This window comes from Arthrobacter sp. TS-15 (genome assembly GCF_006964045.1).
In the GTDB taxonomy this organism is placed as follows: Bacteria; Actinomycetota; Actinomycetes; order Actinomycetales; family Micrococcaceae; genus Arthrobacter.
Window position 1 is genome coordinate 14,069 of the sequence record NZ_SDXQ01000012.1, and the last position, 22,250, is coordinate 36,318.

Annotated in this window: 22 protein-coding genes; 13 read left to right on the forward strand and 9 right to left on the reverse strand. The window is 62.0% G+C overall.

Features of this window, described 5'->3' with window-relative positions:
* Positions 1 to 7 precede the first annotated feature (7 nt).
* Positions 8 to 241 (reverse strand): heavy-metal-associated domain-containing protein, encoded by a 234-nt coding sequence (locus EU811_RS04990; RefSeq protein WP_165450154.1) that lies wholly within the window; start codon positions 239 to 241, stop codon positions 8 to 10.
* A 49-nt stretch (positions 242 to 290) separates the two neighbouring features.
* Positions 291 to 656, reverse strand: a complete 366-nt coding sequence (locus EU811_RS04995; RefSeq protein WP_142937396.1) for a metal-sensitive transcriptional regulator — start codon at positions 654 to 656, stop codon at positions 291 to 293.
* A 52-nt stretch (positions 657 to 708) separates the two neighbouring features.
* Between EU811_RS04995 and EU811_RS05000 the strand changes: the two genes are divergently transcribed.
* On the forward strand, positions 709 to 957 hold the full coding sequence (locus EU811_RS05000) for a hypothetical protein (RefSeq protein ID WP_238703299.1): 249 nt from the start codon (positions 709 to 711) through the stop codon (positions 955 to 957).
* A 248-nt stretch (positions 958 to 1,205) separates the two neighbouring features.
* On the opposite strand, the gene EU811_RS05005 is transcribed toward EU811_RS05000, so the two are convergent.
* The 4 genes from EU811_RS05005 to EU811_RS05020 form a co-directional block, all read right to left on the reverse strand.
* Complete coding sequence (locus EU811_RS05005; protein ID WP_160147624.1) at positions 1,206 to 1,805, reverse strand: NUDIX hydrolase; 600 nt, start codon at positions 1,803 to 1,805, stop codon at positions 1,206 to 1,208.
* 104 nt (positions 1,806 to 1,909) lie between these two features.
* Positions 1,910 to 2,452, reverse strand: coding sequence for a GNAT family N-acetyltransferase (locus EU811_RS05010; RefSeq protein ID WP_142937398.1), 543 nt, complete (start codon positions 2,450 to 2,452; stop codon positions 1,910 to 1,912).
* Between the two features lie 195 nt (positions 2,453 to 2,647).
* The gene (locus EU811_RS05015; protein ID WP_142937399.1) at positions 2,648 to 3,319 is read right to left on the reverse strand and encodes a hypothetical protein; all 672 of its coding nucleotides are present in this window, start codon (positions 3,317 to 3,319) and stop codon (positions 2,648 to 2,650) included.
* A 149-nt stretch (positions 3,320 to 3,468) separates the two neighbouring features.
* The gene (locus tag EU811_RS05020) at positions 3,469 to 5,511 is read right to left on the reverse strand and encodes a beta-galactosidase (protein ID WP_142937400.1); all 2,043 of its coding nucleotides are present in this window, start codon (positions 5,509 to 5,511) and stop codon (positions 3,469 to 3,471) included.
* 196 nt (positions 5,512 to 5,707) lie between these two features.
* Here EU811_RS05020 and EU811_RS05025 point away from each other — a divergent pair, with 196 nt between their 5' ends.
* The 5 genes from EU811_RS05025 (at position 5,708) to EU811_RS05045 (ending at position 11,120) form a co-directional block, all read left to right on the forward strand.
* Positions 5,708 to 7,033, forward strand: a complete 1,326-nt coding sequence (locus EU811_RS05025; RefSeq protein ID WP_142937401.1) for an ABC transporter substrate-binding protein — start codon at positions 5,708 to 5,710, stop codon at positions 7,031 to 7,033.
* 139 nt (positions 7,034 to 7,172) lie between these two features.
* Positions 7,173 to 8,138, forward strand: coding sequence for a carbohydrate ABC transporter permease (locus EU811_RS05030; RefSeq protein WP_142937465.1), 966 nt, complete (start codon positions 7,173 to 7,175; stop codon positions 8,136 to 8,138).
* 2 nt (positions 8,139 to 8,140) lie between these two features.
* Positions 8,141 to 9,049 carry a carbohydrate ABC transporter permease gene (locus EU811_RS05035; protein WP_142937402.1) on the forward strand — a complete coding sequence of 303 codons (909 nt, stop codon included), beginning with the start codon at positions 8,141 to 8,143 and terminating at the stop codon, positions 9,047 to 9,049.
* A 20-nt stretch (positions 9,050 to 9,069) separates the two neighbouring features.
* Complete coding sequence (locus tag EU811_RS05040; protein WP_142937403.1) at positions 9,070 to 10,086, forward strand: LacI family DNA-binding transcriptional regulator; 1,017 nt, start codon at positions 9,070 to 9,072, stop codon at positions 10,084 to 10,086.
* 23 nt (positions 10,087 to 10,109) lie between these two features.
* Complete coding sequence (locus tag EU811_RS05045) at positions 10,110 to 11,120, forward strand: YdcF family protein (RefSeq protein WP_142937404.1); 1,011 nt, start codon at positions 10,110 to 10,112, stop codon at positions 11,118 to 11,120.
* Positions 11,121 to 11,124: 4 nt separating this feature from the next.
* Here the strand turns inward: EU811_RS05045 and EU811_RS05050 are convergent, their stop codons facing one another.
* Both EU811_RS05050 and EU811_RS05055 read right to left on the reverse strand, forming a co-directional pair.
* Complete coding sequence (locus EU811_RS05050) at positions 11,125 to 13,146, reverse strand: glycoside hydrolase family 3 protein (RefSeq protein WP_238703300.1); 2,022 nt, start codon at positions 13,144 to 13,146, stop codon at positions 11,125 to 11,127.
* A gap of 74 nt (positions 13,147 to 13,220) precedes the next feature.
* On the reverse strand, positions 13,221 to 14,519 hold the full coding sequence (locus EU811_RS05055) for an exo-beta-N-acetylmuramidase NamZ family protein (protein WP_142937406.1): 1,299 nt from the start codon (positions 14,517 to 14,519) through the stop codon (positions 13,221 to 13,223).
* A gap of 175 nt (positions 14,520 to 14,694) precedes the next feature.
* Here EU811_RS05055 and EU811_RS05060 point away from each other — a divergent pair, with 175 nt between their 5' ends.
* From EU811_RS05060 to EU811_RS05090, 7 genes are all read left to right on the forward strand, one after another.
* Positions 14,695 to 15,606, forward strand: coding sequence for a MurR/RpiR family transcriptional regulator (locus tag EU811_RS05060; RefSeq protein WP_142937407.1), 912 nt, complete (start codon positions 14,695 to 14,697; stop codon positions 15,604 to 15,606).
* Between the two features lie 49 nt (positions 15,607 to 15,655).
* The gene (locus tag EU811_RS05065) at positions 15,656 to 16,084 is read left to right on the forward strand and encodes a GNAT family N-acetyltransferase (protein ID WP_238703301.1); all 429 of its coding nucleotides are present in this window, start codon (positions 15,656 to 15,658) and stop codon (positions 16,082 to 16,084) included.
* A 179-nt stretch (positions 16,085 to 16,263) separates the two neighbouring features.
* Positions 16,264 to 16,716: a hypothetical protein gene (locus EU811_RS05070; RefSeq protein ID WP_142937408.1), complete on the forward strand. Its 453-nt coding sequence runs from the start codon at positions 16,264 to 16,266 to the stop codon at positions 16,714 to 16,716.
* Positions 16,713 to 17,390: a hypothetical protein gene (locus EU811_RS05075; protein ID WP_142937409.1), complete on the forward strand. Its 678-nt coding sequence runs from the start codon at positions 16,713 to 16,715 to the stop codon at positions 17,388 to 17,390. Before EU811_RS05070 ends, EU811_RS05075 begins: the two co-directional genes overlap by 4 nt.
* Before the next feature lie 94 nt (positions 17,391 to 17,484).
* Positions 17,485 to 18,420 carry a polyphosphate kinase 2 gene (ppk2, locus tag EU811_RS05080; RefSeq protein WP_142937410.1) on the forward strand — a complete coding sequence of 312 codons (936 nt, stop codon included), beginning with the start codon at positions 17,485 to 17,487 and terminating at the stop codon, positions 18,418 to 18,420.
* Between the two features lie 120 nt (positions 18,421 to 18,540).
* Positions 18,541 to 19,068 (forward strand): RNA polymerase sigma factor, encoded by a 528-nt coding sequence (locus tag EU811_RS05085; RefSeq protein ID WP_142937411.1) that lies wholly within the window; start codon positions 18,541 to 18,543, stop codon positions 19,066 to 19,068.
* Positions 19,065 to 19,796 (forward strand): hypothetical protein, encoded by a 732-nt coding sequence (locus tag EU811_RS05090; RefSeq protein ID WP_142937412.1) that lies wholly within the window; start codon positions 19,065 to 19,067, stop codon positions 19,794 to 19,796. Before EU811_RS05085 ends, EU811_RS05090 begins: the two co-directional genes overlap by 4 nt.
* Positions 19,797 to 19,845: 49 nt before the next feature.
* Here the strand turns inward: EU811_RS05090 and treS are convergent, their stop codons facing one another.
* A complete protein-coding gene (gene treS / locus EU811_RS05095; protein ID WP_142937413.1) occupies positions 19,846 to 22,140 on the reverse strand; it encodes a maltose alpha-D-glucosyltransferase in 2,295 nt (764 codons plus the stop codon).
* Positions 22,141 to 22,250 lie beyond the last annotated feature (110 nt).

Consider the following 22,250-nt stretch of genomic DNA (forward strand, 5'->3'; position numbering starts at 1 on the left):
AGGACTCCTAAGCTTCGTTGGCTACCACCAGGTAGCCGGCTTCTGCCACGGCCTCGCCGATTTCGGACGGCGAAAGCTCCTTGGTTGATGTGATGGTCACGGTTGACAGGCCGCCGGGATTTAGGTCCACTGCAACGTTTTCGACACCGTTGAGTGACTCGAGTTCTTCGCTCACGCTGGAGACACAGTGACCGCACGTCATGCCGGAAACGTTGACGTTGGTGTAAATGCTCTGGCTCATGGGGGTCTCCTTGGTGATGAGTTGAATAGTGTGGTGCTTAGTGGCTGAATTACCGCAGCAGGCGCCCGATGGCATCGGTGGCCTCCTTCACTTTGGCGTCGATCTGTTCGGCGCGGGTTTCGGGGTTGGGCTCGGAGGCGGCCCCCACGACGCAGTGGCCGATGTGCTCCTCAACGAGTCCCAGGCTGACGGCGTGAAGGGCCTTGGTGGCGGCGGCTATCTGGGTCAGGATGTCGATGCAGTATTTGTCATCCTCCACCATGCGCGCAATCCCGCGGACCTGGCCCTCAATCCGTTTCAGGCGTTTGAGGTAGGCGTCCTTATTGCTGGTGTACCCGTGGGGAGCGGCGTGCTCCAGGTCCACCTCGATGATGGGTGCATTGGGGTGGCTCATGCTCAGGTCTGGCGTGCTCATGCCTTGAAACTATACCCGCAGGGGGTATTGAGTCAAGTACCCCCTGGGGGTATTGCCCGAAAATAGCAGCTACTCCCCCGCCGAGCCGCGACGAGACCGGCTTTCCGAGCGCACCAAGGCTGGCATGGCGGCTGCAGCTGCTAACGGACGCAAAGCAGGACGCCGGGAAATCACGACAGACCACGAGAAGGTCAAGAGGGTACATGAACTAAAAGCTCGCGGTTTCAATCCGACGGATATCGGAAAGATCATCGGAGCCAGCCGCGCCACCGTCTACCGATACCTCGGTATGGATTCCTGAGCCACAGAGGTAACTGTCCCGGAAGTTGTCTTTGTGACTGCTGTCCACGGCAGATGATTTGGAACAACATCTGGGACGGAAATATTACGCGAAGGCCGACTGCTGGTTGTCAGTTTTAGAAGTCCTCTGCACGAATGATCAAAGTGCCGTGCACAGGCCTCCTTCCGTCCGGCGGGATGCTTCATCGGACCGCCGTGAGGCTCGGCTCCTATGGGCCGAAGCTGACCACAACTTTGCCACGGCAGTCGCTAGTGGGTCAGTAGGAGTTTGCGGATGCAGTCACGTAGATCTGTGAGCAGTTCGTTATCGGGATTGCTGCGGGCGAGAGCTGCCAGGCCGCGGCAGGCCAGACCTGCGTCGGTGAGTTCACCGCTGACCAGAAAATCCATGAGTTCCGAGATGGGAAGAAGGCGGACCTCTCCGGATTCAGACTCGTCCCAGGCCGCGTCAAATCTTTCCGATGCGTTGGCGGCTATTACAAGATGTTTGCGTCGTGACGAGTTCGCAGCCCACCACTCTGAGCCAGCGTAGAAGGTTGATTCTGAGTGGTAGCCGGTTTCTTCTCGTAGCTCTCGAAGAGCTGCATCCGCGGGTTGCTCGTCGGCGTTGAGGTATCCGCCGGGGAGTTCCAGTAGTGCTTTCTCGGGCCCCACACGGAACTGTTCGAAAAGGACGACGTGACTTGCTGCAGGAGTGAAGGCAAGGGTCGCCGCAGAGTCGCGACTGGCAATGACATCCCAGTCGGTCACCGCTCCATTTGGTTCTTCATAGGTTTCACGGTTGATCGTCACGAAGCCTTTGTAGGCGGTGGTCGTTCGGACCTTCTTCCAAGTGTCGATGACAGACACAGTTCTCCTTCTCTGTGGAGGACCAATCCAAGTACCAGCCCACGATAAGCGGCCTCAACACGTCGCTGACACTTCCGGCCCGACAGTGTCCCGTAGCGTGATTTCTAGCGAGCGGGAAGGCGCGAGTACATGTACATGTCCTTGCGCTGGCCGCCAATCTCCAGCCAGCTCCTCATCGTCCCTTCCCGTACGAACCCGCTGCGCTCGGCTGCGCGCCAGGAGCCCTCATTCCAAGGCTCGACGTAGAGTTCCAATCGATGAATCCCGGGTTGCGCAAGACCCCAGGCGGCGAGGGCACCTAAAGCAGAGGAAGCAGCTCCATTCCCCCGATGACTTGGCGCCACCCAATAGCCAATGCTCGCCCGGCCTTGGCTGAGGTTCTTCAGCCACAGCCCGATTTGGCCAACCGCCTGGTCAGAGGAGGCATCAGCAATAGCGAAGGAGTACCCGGTGCCATCAACTAAGCGTTGGTGCTGTCTTTCGATGAAGGCCAGAGCTGACTGGCGTGAACCGCTGGCGGGAACTGTCGTGATGGCAGGAATGAGTGGATCGCTCGAGGCTTCCTGGATCACAGGAACATCGGCTGCCGTAAATGGGCGGAGCCTGTAAGGGGGCGTAACGAGTACAGGCTGCTCCAGGGGATTCATTCTAAGACTCTACGCGGAGCCCCCCGGGCAGCGGGCGAGATTCTGAGGCTGCGATCGTCCCGCTCCCAAGGAAGTGGGTCGATCGCGGGCGAACTGCGTCGGCGTGTAGCAGAACACGGGCCCGAGCTCATTGAACCAGCTTAGTGGGGAACCGGCATGGTTAGGACGACCTCGTTGCAGCCAGGGCCTACGTACTCAGGGCATCGCCGGAGGGTCGATGTCAGCTCGTGCGGCCCGGACAATATCCTGGGCGTCGGTGATGTCGGACGGCTCCGGAGCAGGTGCGAACAGGGCCACGGGTGGCTTCGCTGCACTGCAGTCCTGTTGGGGAAGTGTCACCACGCTGCTGATCCGCAGTTGCCCTGCCTCGAGGTGTTCCATTCGGAATATCACGCCGGTGGCATTCAGTTCATCCGGCACGTCGCCTGTTTCGGACGCCCAACGCACCACGCAACCGCGGACCTCGGCAGTGCCGGCAGTCGGGCCCGGTTTGACCTCCATGGGGAGGAAGGGATCGGGCCCTGGGCGGATGTCCGGGCGTCGTTTCTGCTCAACATCGTTCAAGGGGTGCCTGGAAAGGCGAATTCGGAGATCCAGGCCTGTGGTCTCCACCAGTTGGGGCAACGTGAAATCAGTAAAATTCTGTGCGACGGCCTGAGCCTCGAGTGACTTGCGGGCTGCCATGACCCAGGGATCGGCTTCTATGGCCGCGTTGGGCGCAGTTCCTTGCCATTCGACTGCCGGATAAGGGGGCGTGGGCTTCTTTTCGTCGCGGCACGCAGCGAGCCCGCCAGTGACGGTGACCAGCAGCAGCGAGGTAGCAACGGCATTCAAATACCGCGCCCGGGATGTCCTTGCGTCGCTCATGATCAACCCCTTTTTGCGCGTTTTCGCCTATCGAATCTACCACGGGCCCTCAGGGTGAGGACCAGCTCGACGGCGGGTGGCAGCCCGCGGGGGTGGAACGCCGGCCCGGACCGTAATCGGTCCGGGCCGACGGCTCGGTGTCAGCGGGGTCAGTGCCCTTCCGCTGGGGTGTGGACCACGCAGATGGTGCCGGCCGGAACGTGTGCGGTTCCGCTGACATCCTCTCCGGAGAGCAGGTTTAGTCCGCTCGCCGTGTACTCGGCGTCGGCGTCGGTGTGGTTGATGAGGAAGGTGAAGGTGCCTTCTTCTGAATGGCGCGAAGCTACCTCCAATCCGGCGGGCGGTTGAACTCCGGGCTCAATTCCTGCAGCATTCACGGCGTCCAGTACGACGTCAGCGAGGTGGCCGCCGTCGAGCTTTGTGGAGATGTACCAGGCGGTGCCGCTGCCGAACGTGTTGCGCGTGATGGCGGGGCCGGAAGCCGCCGGGCCGCTGGTGTAACGGCTGAGTACGCTGGCGGTGCTGGCGTGGATTTCTTCGGACCACACCGTTCCGGTGGCGCCGCTGCCCAGCGTGACGATCTCGTGCTCACGCAGAGGCAGGAATTCGTGAATCTCCAGGCCGAGAACATCACGGAGCCCACCCGGGGAGGCGCCGGCCGGGACGGTGTCGTTGGCGTTCACGATTCCGGAGAAATAGGACACCATCAGGTGTCCGCCGTCGCGGACGTAGCGGCTGATGTTCGCAGCCGCCTCGTCACCCACCAGGTAAAGCGCCGGGGCGAGAACCAGGTCATAGCCGGAGAGGTCCGCTTCGGGGTGGGCAAAGTCCACGCTGATGCCGCGGTTCCACAGGACGGTGTAAAACGACTCGATCCGCTCGCGGTGATCAAGGTCGCTGCTGGGGCGCCATTCCAAATCCTGAGCCCAGAAGGATTCCACGTCCCAGAGGATGGCCACCCGCGAATCCACGGTGGAGCCCTTCACGGGGGCGAGTTTCCTGAGGTCGTCGCCCAGGTCAAGGACCTCCCGCCAGATCCGGGTGCCGGTACCGGCATGCGGGAGCATGGCGGAGTGGAACTTTTCAGCGCCATAGCGGGAGGCCCGGAACTGGAAGAACATGATGGCGTCTGCCCCGCGTGCCAGGTGGGACACGCTGTTGCGGGCCAATTCCCCGGGCCGCTTGGCAATATTCCGGCCCTGCCAGTTCACGGCTCCGGTGGAGTGTTCCATCAGCATCCAGGGACGGTTGCCTGCCAAGGAACGGGTGAGGTCGGCATCCATGGCGAGTAGAACGTGGTTGTCTGCGCGCTGCGCAACCAAGTAGTGGTCGTTCGCAACGATGTCCACCTCCTTGGCCCAGGCCCAATAGTCGGCTGAAAGGCAGTTGGTGGCCATGAAGTTGGTGGTCACAGGGAGATCAGGCGTGTACTTCTTGATGACATCGCGCTCGGCAATGAAGCACTGCAGCATGGCGTCCGAGGTGAACCGACGGAAGTCGAGCCGCTGTGCCTGGTTACTGACGCTGGCCGAAAGCCTGGGTGCGTCAATCTCATCCCACTCGCCGTACTTCTGCCCCCAGAAAAGGGTGCCCCAAGCCTGGTTTAGAGCGTCCAAAGTGCCATAACGGTTGCGGAGCCAGTCGCGGAACGCCAGGACGGACTGCTCGTCGTAGGACTCACTGACCGGTGCGCCGTATTCATTGTGGACGTGCCAAAGAACCAGCGCGGGGTGGGCTGCGTAGCGGCGTGCCAGTTGCTCGGTGATGTTGGTGGCCGCACGGCGGTATTCCGGGGAGCTGGGGCTGGCCATGCCACGCGATCCGTTGCCCAAGGTGACGCCCTCACGGGTCACGGGGCGCGCATGCGGGTACTTCTTCCAGAACCAGGCAGGCGGTGCCGCCGTAGGTGTTCCAAGGTCAACGCCTATGCCTGCCTGCGCGAGCAGGTCCATCAAGTCGTCCAGCCATTCGAAGTCGTATTCACCTTCGCGGGGTTCCAGCAACACCCAGGAGAAGATGCCGATGCTCACCAGGTTGATCCCGGCCTCCTGCATCAGCGCGATGTCTTCCACCCAGACCTCACGGGGCCATTGCTCGGGGTTGTAGTCCCCGCCGTAGCAAAGGCCGGCCGGTCGCTGTACCCAAGGCGCGGGTGCGCGTTGGGCGGCGGGGGCCTGCAGGACGTCTGTCATCGAATGGTCTCCTTAGAACTGTGTGCGCTCCCAGTATTATCACAGCACTACAGGCACTGACTAGAGGAAGTTTAGTGTTGACATGGATCACAGAGCTGTGACTAACTGGAACCGCTCACAGTCACACACCGAAGTTCCGCTCGGATGAGCGACGAATCCACCCAGCACCATTCAGCTTTTCGACAAGGAGGACGAAATGCGCAAGTCATTTCGTGCAGGCGCCGTAGCCATGCTCGCAGCGGCCACAATGCTCGCCGCAGGTTGTTCAGGAGGATCCACGGCAGGCAGCCAAAGCGCGGCCACCAGCGATCCCAACCAGAAAGTGGAACTGACCTACTGGGCTTGGGCCCCCAACCTGGACAAGGTGGTGGAACTCTGGAATGAGAAAAACCCCACCATCCACGTCACCGTGAACAAGCAGGACGGCGGAGACCCGGCCGTCACCAAGCTGCTCACCGCAGTCAAGGCCGGCAGCGGCGCCCCGGACCTGATCCAGGCCGAATACCAGAAGATCCCCACCCTGGTAGCAGCCGATGCGCTCGCGGACCTTTCGGGCACCGTGGCAAACGACACCAAGAGCCACTTCCCCGATGGCGTCTGGAACGATGTGACGCTGGGCGGCGATGCACTGTACTCCGTGCCGCAGGACACCGGCCCCATGGTCTTCTACTACCGCGCGGACATCTTCGAGAAGCTGGGCATCGCTGTTCCTAAAACGTGGGACGAGTACGCGGCCGCAGCAAAGACCGTTCATGCAGCTGACCCCGAGGCCTACCTGGGAACGTTCTCCTCCAACGACGCCGGATGGTTTACCGGCATGGCCCAGCAGGCCGGAGCCTCCTGGTGGGGTGTTGATGGTGACGCCTGGAACGTGAAGATCGCCGAAGAACCCACAGAAAAGGTGGCTGAATACTGGGGCGGCCTCGTGGAAGAGGGCATCATCGACAACAAGCCCATGTACACCCCCGAGTGGAACACGGCACTTAACACCGGCAAGCAGGTAGGCTGGCTCAGCGCGGCATGGGGCCCGGGTGTTCTGGAGGGTAACGCAGGATCCACAGCCGGCACGTGGAAGGTGGCACCCATGCCGCAGTGGGACGCTTCCAAGCCGTCCACCGGCAACTGGGGTGGATCTTCCACTGCTGTGACCTCGCAGTCCAAGAACCTCGACGCCGCGGCCAAGTTCGCCACGTGGCTGAACACCGACCCGGAGGCAATCAAAGCCTTGGTCAAGGAAGCGGGCATCTACCCCGCTGACACCGCAGGCGCGGAATCATCACTAACTGAGGCTCCTGCGTTCTTCTCCAACCAGCCCGATTTCTACAAAATTGTTGGCGAGGCTGCGCAGAACGTGGGCTCGTTCACTTACGGCCCTAACGTCAACGTGGCGTACAACGCCTACAACGACCAGTTCGCCAAAGCTGCACAGTCCAAGCAGAAGAGTGCCTTCCTGGACGCAGTCAGCACCATGCAGCAGGTCACCGTGGATGACCTGAAGAAGACCGGCTTCACGGTCAAGTAACCGCTCCAAGCAACGGTTGTCAGCAACCGCTCCAGCGCGGGAGGGCGTCCGCAAGCGAAACGCCAGACGCCCTCCCACACGCTGATCCCACCTCGAACCACCACACCTCGATCCACCACAAGGAAGTGCACCCGTGGCAATGACCGTAACCAGGCCCGGTCCGGCGGCCGATACTGCAGCCGGAACCCCGAGGAAGTCGCAGAACTTCAAATCCCGGGTGCTCATCCCTTACGCAATGCTCGCCCCGGGCATCATCCTGTTCCTCGTCTTCATGGCAGCGCCCATCATTTACACCCTGGTGCTGAGCTTCCAGAAGAAGAAGGTCAGCGGGCTGGGCCTGGGCAAAGGTTCACAAAGCACGGCGTTCGCCGGTTTGGACAACTACGTCAGCGCGCTATCAGACCCGGAGTTCCTGGGCAGCGTCCTGCGCGTCCTCACCTATGGGCTCATTCTCATCCCACTGATGCTTGGCTTTGCCCTGCTCTTTGCGCTCCTGCTGGATTCGCGGCGGACAAGGGCCGGCAGTTTCTCCCGAACGGCCATCTTCCTGCCGTACGCGGTACCTGCGGTGATCAGCTCGCTGTTGTGGGGCTTCCTGTACCTTCCCGGCGTCAGTCCGTTCCACTTCCTGGCCAGGCAGTTCGGCATGGAATTGCCGTCGCTCCTGGATCCCAACCTGGTCACGTTCGCCATCTGCAACATCGCCCTGTGGGGTGGTGTCGGCTTCAACATGATCGTCATGTACACCTCGCTGAAGGCCGTGCCCAGCGAAATCTACGAGGCCGCAAAGCTGGATGGCTGCTCCGAGATCCAGACGGCCATCAGGATCAAGATCCCCATCATCGCCCCTTCACTGGTGATGACAGCGTTGTTCTCGATGATCGCCACGCTGCAGGTCTTCGCCGAACCCACAACGCTGCGCCCCCTGGCTAACAGCCTTTCCACTAGCTGGTCTCCGCTCATGCTGGTGTACCGGGATGCTTTCACCCGCAATGACGTCTTCTCTGCTGCTGCCACCAGCATCGTGATCGCCTTGGCAACCTTCATCATTTCGTTCCTGTTCCTGCGCATCGTGCAGAAGCGGGCCTTCGGACAGGAGAACTGACCGTGACTGCCCTCGCCACGCCTCCCACAAACCGCCGCGCCAACCCCAAGCGAAGCAAGGCCACCAAACCGGACTTCATCAAGGAAAAGCCCAGCTACCTCTCCACCGGAATCCTGATCCTCGGCGCGCTCTATTGCCTGTTTCCCGTGATTTGGGTTGTGGCTGCCGCGAGCAAGGACGGCACTGAGCTGTTCTCCACCTTCACCTTGGCCCCCAGTACGCACCTTTGGGACAACATTGTGGAGCTCACCGAATACCGCGACGGCCTGTTTTGGCGCTGGATGCTCAACACGGCCCTATACGCGGGCGTCGGCGCGATAGTGTCCACCTGGGTTTCAGCTCTTTCCGGCTACGTGCTGGCGAAGTTCGATTTCCCGGGCAAGTCGGGTGTTTTCAAGGTCCTGCTGATGGGGGTGCTGGTTCCCGGCGTTATCCTCGCCATTCCGCAATATCTGATGCTGGCCCAGGCGGGCCTCACCAACACCTACTGGTCGGTGCTCTTGCCGCAGATCATCAGCCCGTACGGCATTTACCTGGCGCGGATCTACGCCGCGGCCTCCGTTCCCGGTGATGTCATTGAGGCCGCCCGAACCGAGGGCGCCAAGGAAATGTATATCTTCAACCGCATTGCTGCACCCATGATGCTCCCGGGCCTGGTGACCATTTTCCTGTTCCAGTTCGTGGCCATTTGGAACAACTTCATGCTGCCGTACATCATGCTCGGCGACGACCAATTGTTCCCGATCACTGTGGGACTTAACGGTCTGCTGAACCAAGGCGCTTCAGCGCCCGCCCTGTACACGCTGGTGCTCGCCGGCGCGCTGCTGTCCATCGTGCCGTTGGTGATCATGTTCCTTCTCCTGCAGCGCTATTGGAAGGTGGATCTTGCCGCTGGCGCCGTGAAGGCCTAGCGGTAGGTAGGCTTTGGGTCATGACGCAATCCGCCCCCAGGCCCCGGCCCAAAATCGACGATGTGGCCGCAGAAGCCGGCGTATCGCGAGGTACCGTTTCCCGGGTTCTTAACGGTGGCCATTGGGTCAGTCCGTCAGCCTTGGCAGCCGTCAACGCCGCGATCAAGAAGACGGGCTACCGAGTCAACCCTCATGCAAGGAATCTCGCCACCAATCGTGCCAATTCCGTGGCTTTCCTGCTCACTGAGACCCAGGAACGTCTCTTCGAGGACCCCAACTTCGCTGTCCTCATGCGCGGCGCAGCGGACGCCCTGGCTGTGCATGACATTCCGCTGGTCCTGATCATGGCCGGCACCGATGATGAACAACGGCGTGCCACCGATTTCCTTACTGCGGGCCATGTTGATGGTGTCCTTCTCATTTCCTCCCATGGAAGCCGGAAGGGCATCATCGCGGACATCATTGCCGCGGGTGTCCCGGCGATCGCTTGTGGCGCCCCCTTGGGCTTCGAAAAGAAGATGGGTTACGTCGCTGCCGACGATTACGAGGGCGCCCGCGACGTTTTGCGGTACTTGCGCGACGGCGGTCGGCAGCGGATTGCCACCATCGCCGGCCCTGCGGACACCTCCGGCGGAACGCGGCGACTCGAAGCGTACCGGGACGATCAAGGTGCGGATATCGATGAGGAGCTCATCGCCCAGGGTGACTACAGCCGCGACAGCGGCGCCAAAGCGATGCGCGAACTTCTCGGCCGCACCAAGAACATCGATGCTGTTTTCGCTGCGAACGACCTCATGGCGCTTGGTGCCTTGGACGCTTTGCGGGAGGCGGGCCTGACAACTCCAGGTGACGTCGCCGTCGTCGGCTTTGATGACATTAAGCTCTCGCAGGAGGCGACGCCGCCGCTCACCACGGTCAGGCAGCCGTTTGATCGGATCAGCGAGGAAATGGTGCGGCTGCTGCTGGACGTCATCAGCGGCAAGCGTCCGGCTGCTGTCACCATCCCCACCGAGCTGGTCATTCGCGAATCGGCCTGACTGGTACCGCATAGGCTTGGATCATGCTGAACCTGGTCCTTGGGCTCCTCTTCTCGGGGCTCTTCCTCGCCTCTTTCCAGTCGGATCGGCGGCGGCTTCGCAACGGCGTGTTCCTGCTGGTGGCGGCGTGGTTCCTCCTTCAGGCTGTGCTGGAGTTCCTCATTGACCTGAACCCGTGGTTCGAGTGGCTGAACCTTGTGGTCCTGGTGGTCCCGGTGGTGAGCATCTTTGTGTTCGCGGGCTTCCTGATCGCGAATGGTGCCACGATGGTCCGTAGGGAAGGCCCGGGGATCACCAGTTTCCTGCCTATCGCGGTGGGGCTTGCGGTATTCCTCGCGCCGGTGGTTGCGTTTCTTTTCGTACTGAGCGGGCAGCCGGTATTGGCCGGCGTCGCCGCCCTCGCCTTCTTCCTCTGCGCCTACCTGGGCTGCGCCTTCGTGGTGTTCCTGGGGTACGCGTTGGTGTATTCGCGGATGCGTTTCAGCCCCAACCCGGCGGCCGTGATCGTCCTCGGTTCCGGCTTGATCAATGGCAAGGTCCCGCCGTTGCTCGCCGCCCGCTTGAACAAGGCTTTGGAAATTTACGACGGCGGCACCCCGGCCAGGCCGGTCTTGGTGCCTTCCGGAGGCCAAGGGCCGGACGAACCCCGGCCCGAGTCCGCCGCCATGAAGGAGTACTTGGTGGCAAAGGGTGCGGTGGCCGCGGATGTGTTGGAAGAGAACCAGGCCACCACCACCCGCGAAAACCTGCGGTACTCCGTTGCCCTGCTGGCAGATAAGGGCATTCAGGGGCCGGTGCTGGTATGCACCAACAATTACCACGTGCTCCGCGCCGCGCTCCTGTCCCGGCGCCAGAAGATCAACGCCGAGGTTGTGGGTGCTCCCACGGCCAGATACTTTGTGCCCAGCGCCTTCCTTCGGGAGTTCGTGGCCGTGATGAGGGACAACCGCCGGACCAACATCATTCTTTGCCTGCCGATGTTCGGGATTGCCCTGCTCATCACGGTCGCACTGATGAACTCGACTGTGGTGTAACTTCCTAGGGCTTGGGGAGCCCAGTGGTGAAGGTGTGCGTCCACTGGGTGACAGAACCGTCGGTAAAGACGTACCCGGGCCGCCGTTCCGCTGTGACGGTCACAGTGCCGGAAGGCTTCCTGTAACTTCCGGCTGCCACTTCCTTGCCGTCAATCAGGTACGCCACACCCGGGACAGAGGGGATGGTGTAGCCGTCCTGCCCGTGACCCGGGCGGTCCGTGAAGGTGACAGGGGCCGGCGTCGCAGTTTGGTAACTCAGCCCGAAGCCCAACGGCAGGAGGACACCGCTGGCGTCGGCCTTGGGAACGTTGACCGGCAGCTTGCCGCTGGGGTTGACGGCACCAGAGATGGCGCGGACAGCACCGTGGAAGTTGACCTCCTTGACTCCATAACTGTTGAGCACGGCGTCGGCGCCGGGGAAGACGTTGATGTCATAGGGATTGCGGGTTGCCACAACGATCACCGGTGTGCCGGTGGCCGCGAGTTCTGCAACCATCTGTTTCTGTGCAGCATTGCCGGTTGCGTTGTAGGAAGCGAAGACCACGGCATCGACGTTGCCAGCGGCAGCCACCGCACGAGCGCGGTAGGCCGCGGAGGGCGAGCCCCCATCCTCGTAGTCTTCAGTGACCGTGAATCCCTGATCCTTGAGCATCGGTCCCGCGAGCTCGGGCCACGCCGAACCGGCACCCACCATGAGCACCGAGCTGCCCGAAGCGAGCGGTAACACCCCGTTCTCATTGCGCACCAAGGTGACGGCGCGGTCCGAGATCAGCTTGGCCGTGGCCAGGTTCTCCGCGCTCCCCACGACGGTGTCCACCGCGGCGGGGTCTGCCATAGGCTGCTCGAAGACCCCACGCTTGACCTTCCATTCGAGGATCCGTCGGACGGACTCGTCCAGGCGGGTCTCGGTGATTTCACCGGACTCGACGGCGGCGCGAACCCCAGCGAACGACGCGTCCACATCCGGTGAGTTGAGGAGGATGTCAGAACCGGCCTGGATGGCCTTGACGGCGATTTCTTCCTGGGGCCACTCGGCGGCCATTGCGGCCATATCCAGGGCATCTGTTGTCACCAAACCCTTGAAGCCCATCTCATCGCGAAGCAAACCGGTGAGTACCTTGTGGGACAGGGTGCCAGGCATTTCCGCGTCGATGGCCTCAACAATGATGTGGGCCGTCATGACCATGTCCACGCCACCGTCAATTGCGGCCTTGAAGGGCTTCAGGTGCTCATTGAGTGTTGCGCGATCGTAAGTGACGGTAGGCAGTCCGTAGTGGGAATCCACCGAGGTGTCGCCGTGGCCGGGGAAGTGCTTGGCCGCTGCGCCTACGTTGTGCGCTTGAATGCCGTCGATCTGGGCAACACCGAGGGCACTGACCAGCGCCGGGTCCTCGCCCATGGAGCGGATTCCGATGACAGGGTTGTCCGGGTTGGAGTTCAAGTCCAGGACCGGTGCAAAGTCGACGTTGATACCCATGGCACGCATTTCGGAGCCAAGGATTTCTCCTTGTGCCTTGGCAAGATTCGCATCCGCGGTGGCGCCGAGGGCCATGTTGCCCGGCAGCACAGTAGCGGGCGGTCCGATGCGGGCAACCAGGCCACCTTCCTGATCGATGGTGACGGCTAGTGGAATGCCGGTCCCGTCCTCCCGCAAGGCCGTTTGCTGCAAGCCATTGGAGAGACCCGCAACCTGCTGGGGGTTGTTGGTGTTGCCGGACCACGCGAAGTAGAGGACGCCGCCCAAGTTGTACTTAGCCACTACCTCGGCCGGCGTATTGACGCCGTACCTCTCTTGGTTCTTCGCCGCCATGGAGGTGTCGTCCGCCGACGATCCGTAAACGTGAGTCCAGGTCATCTGGCCGATCTTTTCGTCCAGCGTCATGCCGGCAATCATCGCCTCGATGTCCGGCGAGGCGGAGGCCGTCGTCGTACTTCCAGTGGTGGTGGGCGGGGCTGCGACCGCCGTGCCCACGCCGGTCAACACCCCCGCACCCGTCATCAACAGCGCAGTGGCGGCCGCCGTCATGAGTGAAGTTCGTTTTCTTTGCATGTGAATCCCAATCCCATCGTCCTTGTTGTGGTTGAGGTTTGCGTGTGCCATTAGCGCTTGCCGTTGTAGAGGAGGTACCCGCGGGTGTCGCGCACGAACTGGTCCAGTTCGGACCGCCAGCTGTCCATGATGGTCCTGGCGTCAGCACCGGCGTCGAGCTGTTGGGCAAAGCGGGCCGAGCCGCTCAGCAAGCCCATCCAGCGTCCGCCGTCGCCTCGCCACCCAAAGCCGGGGTACAGGCGCTTGGCTTCGACCAACATATGGGTGCCCACTTCCAGGGCTTCGACGCGGGTGGGATCGGTGATGTGAACCTGCACGCCCCCACAGATGACGCCTTGGTTTTTGGAAAGTGTTGGCTGGAAATACGCCTCACGGAACGTGACGCCCGCAAGACCCTTGCTGTTCAGTGCCTCGGCCCAGCGGTAGTCCACGTAGGGCGCGCCGATGAGTTCGAAGGGCCGGGTTGTGCCGCGCCCCTCTGACATGTTGGTGGCCTCGAACAGTGCAGTGCCGGGGTACAGGGTGGCGGTTTCTGGTGTGGGCATGTTGGGGCTTGGCAGGATCCACGCTGCCCGGTTGTCCGGCCCGGTCATGTCGCGCCGCCATCCCTGGACCTCCACCACCTGAAGGTCTTGGATGGGGGTGAGGCCCGCGGCGGGAAGATGAACCGCGTTAAAGTATTTGGCGAGCTCGCCCACGGTCATCCCATGCTGGAGCGCAATGCCCAGCTGGCCAACGCCGGACTCGAAGCCCTTCTGAAGCACCGGTCCGCGGGCCTGGCCGCCGATGGGGTTGGGGCGGTCCAGGACAACAAACGTGGCTCCGGTTTGGGACGCCGCCTGCATGGCACCCCACATGGTCCAGATGTAGGTGTAAAAGCGGGCGCCGACGTCTTGAATGTCGAAGCATATGGTGTCCACGCCGGAGGCTTTGAAGAAGCCCACATAAGCGGCAACGTTGGCGCCGTAGGAGTCGTAGACCGTGATGCCGGTCCGCGGGTCCACGGATGTTCCTTCGCTGGCGCCGTCCTGCGCGGTCCCCCGGAAGCCATGCTCGGGCCCGAAAACTGCCCTGACGTCCACGCCTTTGGCCGCCATGTCATCCACGATCGAGCGGAAGTTTGCCAAGACGCCGGTGGGATTGGTGATGATGCCTACCTTGCGCCCCGCGAAAATGCTCCAGTTATCGGCGGCGGCTACATCGGCACCGTTGACAAGTACTCCCGGTTTTCCCGGCCGGTTCTGTGCGTTGGGGTTGTTGGCGGCCGCACCAGGAGCAAAAGGTGCGACGACGGCGGCAGCTGCCGCCAGCCCCGATGCATGAAGCAGTTTTCTACGATCCAGTGCCATGAAAGAGCCTTTCGAGGGGAGCGAGTAGCATGACAAGTTTTGTGATTTTCCTTACACCGACCGTATTCGCTTGCCCGCACCGCGTCAATGACTTACCTTCCGAGTGATGCTTGTGTAACTTAATGACAAGGCACTGGTGGCCTTGGGTTGGGCTCAAAGGACTAGAAAGGAAACCATGGTGGAAGCGCCGGGGAACGCGCAGTTGTCCCGCACCGTTTTGGTGCGAATACGTTCTGTCCTGCCGGCGTTGCGCCCCTCGGAACGGGCCGTGGCCGAGCTGGTCCTCTCGGACCCATCGCGGGCGGCCACCATGTCCATCGGGGATCTGGCCGAGGAATGCGGGACGTCCACTACGTCCGTGGTGCGTTTCTACAAAAAGGTGGGCTACGGCGGCTACTCCGATCTTCGCTTGGACCTTGCCCGTGAAACTGCTCGCGAGAGTGTGGCCCACGGCGTGCCTGCGGAGGTCTATGAGGACATCAACACCGCAGACTCTTTGCAGGACATCGTCTCCAAAATTGCGTTCAACGAAACAATGTCCATCGCCGATACCGCGCAAGTGTTGGACGTGGACCAGCTGGCCAAGGCGGTGAATGCAGTGTCCGGTTCCCGAAAGGTAGACATCTTCGGCGTGGGGGCAGGCGGTTTGGTGGGCCAGGACATGCAGCAGAAATTGCACCGAATAGGGCTCACCTCCTTCAGCTGGGGAGATCCGCATGCCGCTTTGGCTTCCGCGGCCCTTCTGGATGCCGACGGTGTTGCTGTAGCCATCTCGCACTCGGGAGCCACGCTGGACACCATTGATTTCTTGAAGGCGGGCAAAGCAGCGGGGGCCGTCACCATAGCCATCACCAACCATGCTGATTCGCCACTGGGCAGGGCGGCCGACGTTGTGCTGAGCACGGCTGCCCGCGAGACTCCTTTCCGCCCGGGGGCCATGGGTAGCCGGGTTGCGCAGATGATGATCGTTGATTGCCTCTTCGTGGGGGTCGCCCAGCACTCCTATGACGCATCAATTGCTGCACTCCAGAAGACGCACGCAGCTGTGCGGGGCAGGAAGCTGCCGCGAGCGAACCCGTCGGCCTAGCGGCCCGATATGACAACCAGGGAAAGGGCGCCCGCGATAGGGTCGGTCCATGTTCACCCTGGTTGCCCCTGATACGTCCTTTTACCACTCGTTCCTCGAGTCCCACCAAGAGTGGGCCGGGGCCCATCAGGACGGTGCCGCCGTCTTCATGGCTGACGACGTCACCACCCCCGAAGGATTCGAGGAATGGGTTGCCAGGCTGCTGGACGCTGAAAACACCCCGGAGAAGGACGGCATGGTTCCATGCACCTATCGCTGGATCACGGAGGGCTCGCGGTATGTGGGTGCCATCGCATTCCGTCATCACCTGACCCCGGCCCTCCTGAACTCCGGTGGGCACATTGGCTACGGAGTCCGGCCGTCCGATCGTGGACGGGGAGCGGCTTCCTGGGCTCTGCGTGAGATGTGCAGCCTTGTGGCTGCGCGGGGGGAGTTGGATCGCGTTCTCCTAACGTGCGATGACAACAACGCGGCCTAGGCCAAGACGATCGAGCGTTGCGGTGGGCTGCTCGAGGATGTGCGGATGGATGATGACGGGACCGCTTTCCGTCGCTACTGGATTGACGTCCGGACAGCCGCCCTCCGGGCAGCCCCGACAGATTAGTTTTGTCACCCTAGGGTTGACACTTCGACCTGGTGCGGCGCACCATGGGATGCATGAGTAGTCAACCCCGGGGTGACACACCCGTTGCGCGGGATTCACCATGGCACAAGATCCTTACTCACCGACCCCCTGGTGATGGCTCCAGGGAGGCGGCGGCCAGACGATTCGCAGAACGCGGCATTACCCCGGAACAAGTCAGCGCGGTCATCGCTGATGGTGGGGATGCCCTCTATTCGGCTGCAGCCGAGGGCAAACCGGGCTGGGCAGAGCCGTTCGGCGGCCCTCTCGCCGTCGCTCTCCTCGCAGCCGAAGTCAGCATTTTCGCAGCGCATTTGAACTCCAGGGCGTCCGGAGTCAGATCGGCAGCAGTCGCCGAACTCCTGGACGAATACAGCGCGGTAACCGTAGCCGGTGAGCTCGGTGTGGCGCGCCAGAAGGTTTACGAAATCGCCAGAGCGGGTCTTCGCCCGCCGTACATCGAGCAGGTCCCGTGGAGGGCGTCATGAATCCAATCGAAGAAAAGGTCCAACTACCGGACCCAAAAACCCAGTACCTTGTCCATCCCCTGGACCTCCCCGAAGCCCGCAATGAATATCTGACGGGCTGGTGGCTGGGAATTGTTGCCACCCCGCAGGTCTACACGGCACTTCTGGCCTTCTTTTGGGCGGTCAGCAACAACTACGTCACGCCCATCCTGGTCCCGCTGGTCCTGGTGGTGATCGCGGGGTGGATTAGTTCCAAGCTGACCCGTGGCGCTTGGGACTACATTCCCCGGAAACGCCATGACAAGGACCGGCGGATGACGGTGATGACCACCGCTGCCTCGCTCATCACTTCACTTGCACTTTTCGCAGGTCTGCTGACCTTCATGGTGTGGGCCGCATCCCAGGACTTCGTGCCGGGCTTCAGCGCCTACCCGTTGGGAATGGGTGTGGCAATCGTGGTGATCATGGCCGGAGGGCTGGCGGTGAAACTGATACGGCGCCGGTCAGTTGACGTGGCTTCGGATGCCATCAGCTTGGTGGTTGTGGCGGGCGCTGTAGGGCTCGGGTTCGGTATTCTCCCCGCCGGGCGCGAAATCGCACCGTTGGACTTGCTGCCCGGCGCGGCGATCCTTCTGGGCGTCTGGCTAAGCTGGCTGCTCTTCACGCAGGTGGAGGCCCGCCGCAACCACGGCTGACCGCTGCATAGCCTGTTCATGTTCCCGTCACCAAGCCTTGCTACGCTGCCGCTCAACCCGCAGGCCGGGCAGGCTTACAGACCAGGAGGACCGCATGACGGAGGCAACCCCACCATCCACATCGCTGGACGATTGGTGGGTCAGGGACAACCTGCGGGAAACCATCGATCACTTGGTGGAACTGGGCTACACCATCAGCGGAGGCCAAGGTGAAGACCCGGACCTCATCGATCCCGGTGGATCAGCGGTAGAGACGTGGAACGAGGACTACCCCTACCCGCAGCGAATGACCCGCGATGAGTACGAGATCGAGAAGTACCGCCTGCAGATCGAGCTGTTGAAGTTCCAGTACTGGGGCCAGGACCTTGGGCTCAAGCACGTCATCGTATTCGAGGGCCGTGACGCCGCCGGCAAGGGCGGCACCATCAAGCGCTTCACCGAGCACTTGGATCCACGGTCCGCCCGCACCGTGGCGCTCGCCAAGCCCTCCGACCGCGAGCAAGGCCAGTGGTACTTCCAGCGCTACATCCAACACCTTCCCACCGCAGGCGAGATCGTCATGTTCGACCGCTCCTGGTACAACCGCGCCAACGTGGAACGGGTCATGGGCTTCTGCACCGACGACGAATACGACACCTTCATGGGCCAGGCCCCGGTGTTCGAAAAGATGCTGGTGGACGCCGGCATCCACGTCACCAAGTTCTGGTTCTCCGTGACCCGGCAGGAGCAGCGAACCCGCTTCGCCATCCGCCAGATCGACCCCGTCCGCCGTTGGAAGCTCTCTCCCATGGACCTGGCATCGCTGGATCGATGGGACGAGTACACGGACGCCAAGGAGCGTACATTCCTATACACGGACTCCGATCACGCGCCGTGGATCACCATCAAATCCAACGACAAGAAACGCGCCCGCATTAACGCCATGCGTTACTTCCTCAATCAGTTCGACTACGCGGACAAGGACACCTCGGTTGTCTACGACGCCGATCCGCTCATCCTTCGTCGCGGCCGCGACGCCGTGGGCGACTAACCCGCAGCGTTCAACCCTCAAGCCCGACGTCGGCACTCACCGCGAGTGCCGACGTCGGGCTTTCCGTGTCGTTCCTGAAAGTTGGGTTACATTTTCCTGACTGCCGGACATTAACTGGATATGAGGGTGCAAACGGAGCAGGGGGATCGCGTGGAGTCTGCCGGGCAGAAGCATTTTCTGGCGACGCATGCAGCGTGCCACGACAAGGTGTACCGGTACTTCCGGCGTCGAACGGAGGGGACGCCCGCAGCCGAAGACCTTACCGCCGACGTCTTCCGCATCGTGTGGGAAAAATGCCGTCAGGGCCAGGAATTGTCTGAGTTAGTGGTGTTCGGGATCGCCCGGAATGTCCTCCGCAACCATCACCGTTCGGCCGTTCGCTCCATCAAACTCACACAACAACTGGAACGTCAGCGAACGCGCGAGCTGGGCTCCGACGACGGAATGGTGGCCGACGCACTGGATCGGCTCAAGCCGGAGGAACGCGAGGTTCTCCTCCTGACGTACTGGGACGGATTCACCTCCGCCGAGGTGTCAGACCTGCTCGACATTTCCGCCACGGCCGTCAGAATGCGGCTGCACAGAGCACGGAAGCAACTCAGCAATCTGATTCGGGCGGATCAAGCCACAGAGGATGTGCAGCGATGAGTAGCAAGGAAAAATCCACCATGGATCGCCTGACCGCAGCTGATCCGGCTTCCGCGGTTACCGAAGAAGAGTTGGCCCGCAGCCGCGAGAAGAGCCTGGCTGTCATGGACACTGATGCCGAGCACATCACCGTGGGTGGGTCGGTTGCAGATTTCCATCAACAGCATCCCGGACGCCGGGTACGGTTGGCAGCAGGATTCGGATTGGCGGCGGCTGCAGCCATTGTTGCCGGGGTAGTGGTGACGTCCGCAATGACGGCCCCGCCCACGGAACAAACGGCGCCAGCCGCTACCCAGCTGGATCCCGCGCCGGAAACAGGCTCCTCCAGTGCGCTGCCGCTCCCCGAAATTACGGGCTCCCCGACCCCTACGGTGGAAGCCGACATCGTCACGGGGGGCTCAGGTAAGTTGGCCGTTTCCACGACCGAAATTGACGGTGTGATTTCCGAGGGTATTTACATGCGCCCCGATGTTCTCCGGATACTGAAACTTGAGGCGGACAATAAAGGTTGCATCGGCAACGGCTTCCTCTTTCCGACTGGCACGAAGGTCACGGACACCGGGTTGGTGTTGCCCGACGGAACAGTCTTCAGCACGGGCGACGTCATCTCCTTTGGGGGGCTGGAGGTGAATTCCAAGGACGTGGGAGAGTGCGCCGACGGCCGCCCGCTCGTCTATATGGAAGAGGTACGTGCTTACCCCGGAAAGGTTCCCAACGTAGGCGGATAGCACCAAACCGCGACGTCGGCACTCACCGTAAGTGCCGACGTCGTGCGTTCTATTCGGTAGCCTCATCCTCTACTACCGGGTCCTTCAGCAGCAGTGCCGTGCCCTGGAAGGCGGGCAACTCGAGGAAGAAGCTGCACAGATCATCCACCTGGGCCACTTCTTCTTCACCGGAGAACAAATCATGGACTGTAGCTCCCGGAACAAGGTGCGGGGACTGGATGCTGCCGGCGATGTCCTGGTCAGAGAAGTTCAGCACCGTCACCTGCAATGCCCCGTCCGCGAGCTGATTGACCAACACCAGCAAGCCGCGGTTGGAAACGTCGGGCACATCAAGGAGCGTGCTGGTGGCGATCCCCGACTCTTCCCGCACCGTAAGGATCTGCTGGAGGCGCCGCGCATAGGAGTTCGGGTCCTTCAGCTGCTCAGGGAGGGAACCGTACAGGCTCCGGGCACGCGCCATACCGGCAAGGGAGGTCTTGGCGTCCGGGCTGGTCCCCATGAGGTCGTGCGCGCCACGGTTGATCCACCGGGTGTCACCCTGCGAGGTGAGTTCCTTGACGGTTTCGCGGTCCAGCGCTGTGATTCCCGTGAGGTCCCAACCGGAGAGCGCGAACACACCCGGCTGCAACGCGTTGTACATGGACAAGAGCACGTGGGCATCCAGGACCTGCGCTTCCTGCTCCTTGGTGATGGCATCCGGGTCCTTGATCCCGAGGGCGGCCATGATGAAGCTGACGGTGGTGCAGGCGATGCCGTTGGTGGTGAAGACCGCGTTGTAGGGCCCGTTCTCACCCGTGAGCCGTTCACGCATGGTGGTCTGGACCTTCTCGGCCACCTCGGCACCGGTGAGCTCCTCGCCGGCAAGTTCAAAGACTTCATCCCTGTGCCCGGCAGCGAAGTGGAGCAACTCATAGGTCAGTTCATCGTGGTTCTGGAGGGCGTGAACCAGCGATGCCTGGTCCACGCCGATCTCCATGGACAGCCGCAAGGTGAGGCGCAGGAACTCGGTATCTCCGATGACCAGGGCGTAGTGGTAGGCGGGCCTGGTGATGAAGTCGTAAGACAGGTCCGGGCCGGACTCGGACTGCGACTTGATGTCATCGATAGTGAGGTTGAGCTCTTGGAAGGAGAACCCGCCCACCTTGCGGATCATGGAACCAATCAACTGGTTGGCTGCCTCGGACAACGGGTGACCCTCGGACCAGCCCGGTTCTTCCTCGGCGCTCTTCTCCACACCCAGGAAACCGTTGGCATCCAGCCGGAGCGCTCCGGTCCCGAGGTCCAGCAAGGAGTGCAGGGCGTCGCCAACCACCAGGCGCATGCCCGCGAAGGTGGGGTCCAGCCAGTTAATGGAAGGCTGACCGGCCTTGAAGTAGTGGAGATAAACCCAGCGGCGTTTCTTGCCCGTGGTGTCGATGATGGGCTTGGTGGCGCTCCAGTTGGTTTCCTTGACCCCGGGTTCGTAGAAGATAACCCGCTGCAGTCGCCCGATGATGTACCCGGCCTTTTGCAGCGCTTCCTCAGCCGCGGGGCTGATGTTCACCGAATCTTCGCCCTCGGGGACGTCCGGCAGCAAGTGCCAGTCCTCCTCCGGGATGTCCACCATGTGATAGATGCCGGGGTAATCCCGGAAGTTCATTTCGGCGAGGCGGAAGTCCGCTCCCTTGCCGGTGTGCCCCGGGACGATGTCGTCAATGACGGTGCCGCCGTGCTGGTTGGCTACCTCGCACATCTGCCGGAACTCTTCCTCCGTGCCGAAGGCGGGATCGATCGCCATGCTGATCCGGTCGAAGTGGCCGTCCACGCTGGGTGTTTGCGACCATCCGCGGATGCCGCCGGCCAGCTTCACCGGTCCCGTGTGCAGGCCCCTGATGCCGATCTGGCTGAACGCGTCCCAAAGCGCTGGGTCACCCAGGGCCGAAAGGAAGGACTGGCCGTCCTTAGTAATGAAAGACAGGGGATAGGCGGTGAACCACACAGGTGCACGCTCAACAGCTGCGCGTGGGTTGGGCCTGGCATACGAGTTCTGCCACATGCTGGCCTGCCCGGACAACTGCCGGGCCATGGTGTTGGCGTCACCCAGCATGGACTGGTTCCGGAGCCAATCCACGTACGTGGAGTTCAAGCCGTCGAATTCCAAGGAGGGCCGGGCGGCAAAGAACTGCCGACGCCGGGCAATGGGGCGCAGCGCTTTGGGACGGGCAGGGTAGAACTGCTCGTCAAACGTGATTTCCGCCGGTTCGCTTGCGGTTTCATCGGGCGTTTCCTGTGGCGTCTCCTCCGCATTTTCTTCCGGAGTTTCGCTGATTTCTGACACGCTCTCGCTGACGGCAGGCTCCCGCACAGTTGTCTCCTTTACGTGGTCGCCGCGTCAACGCCGACCTTCCGAGGGGGTCGTTCAAGAGGTCACGTACCCGGGCTTGCCCGGACTATTCATGCTAGTCGCGGGAGCCT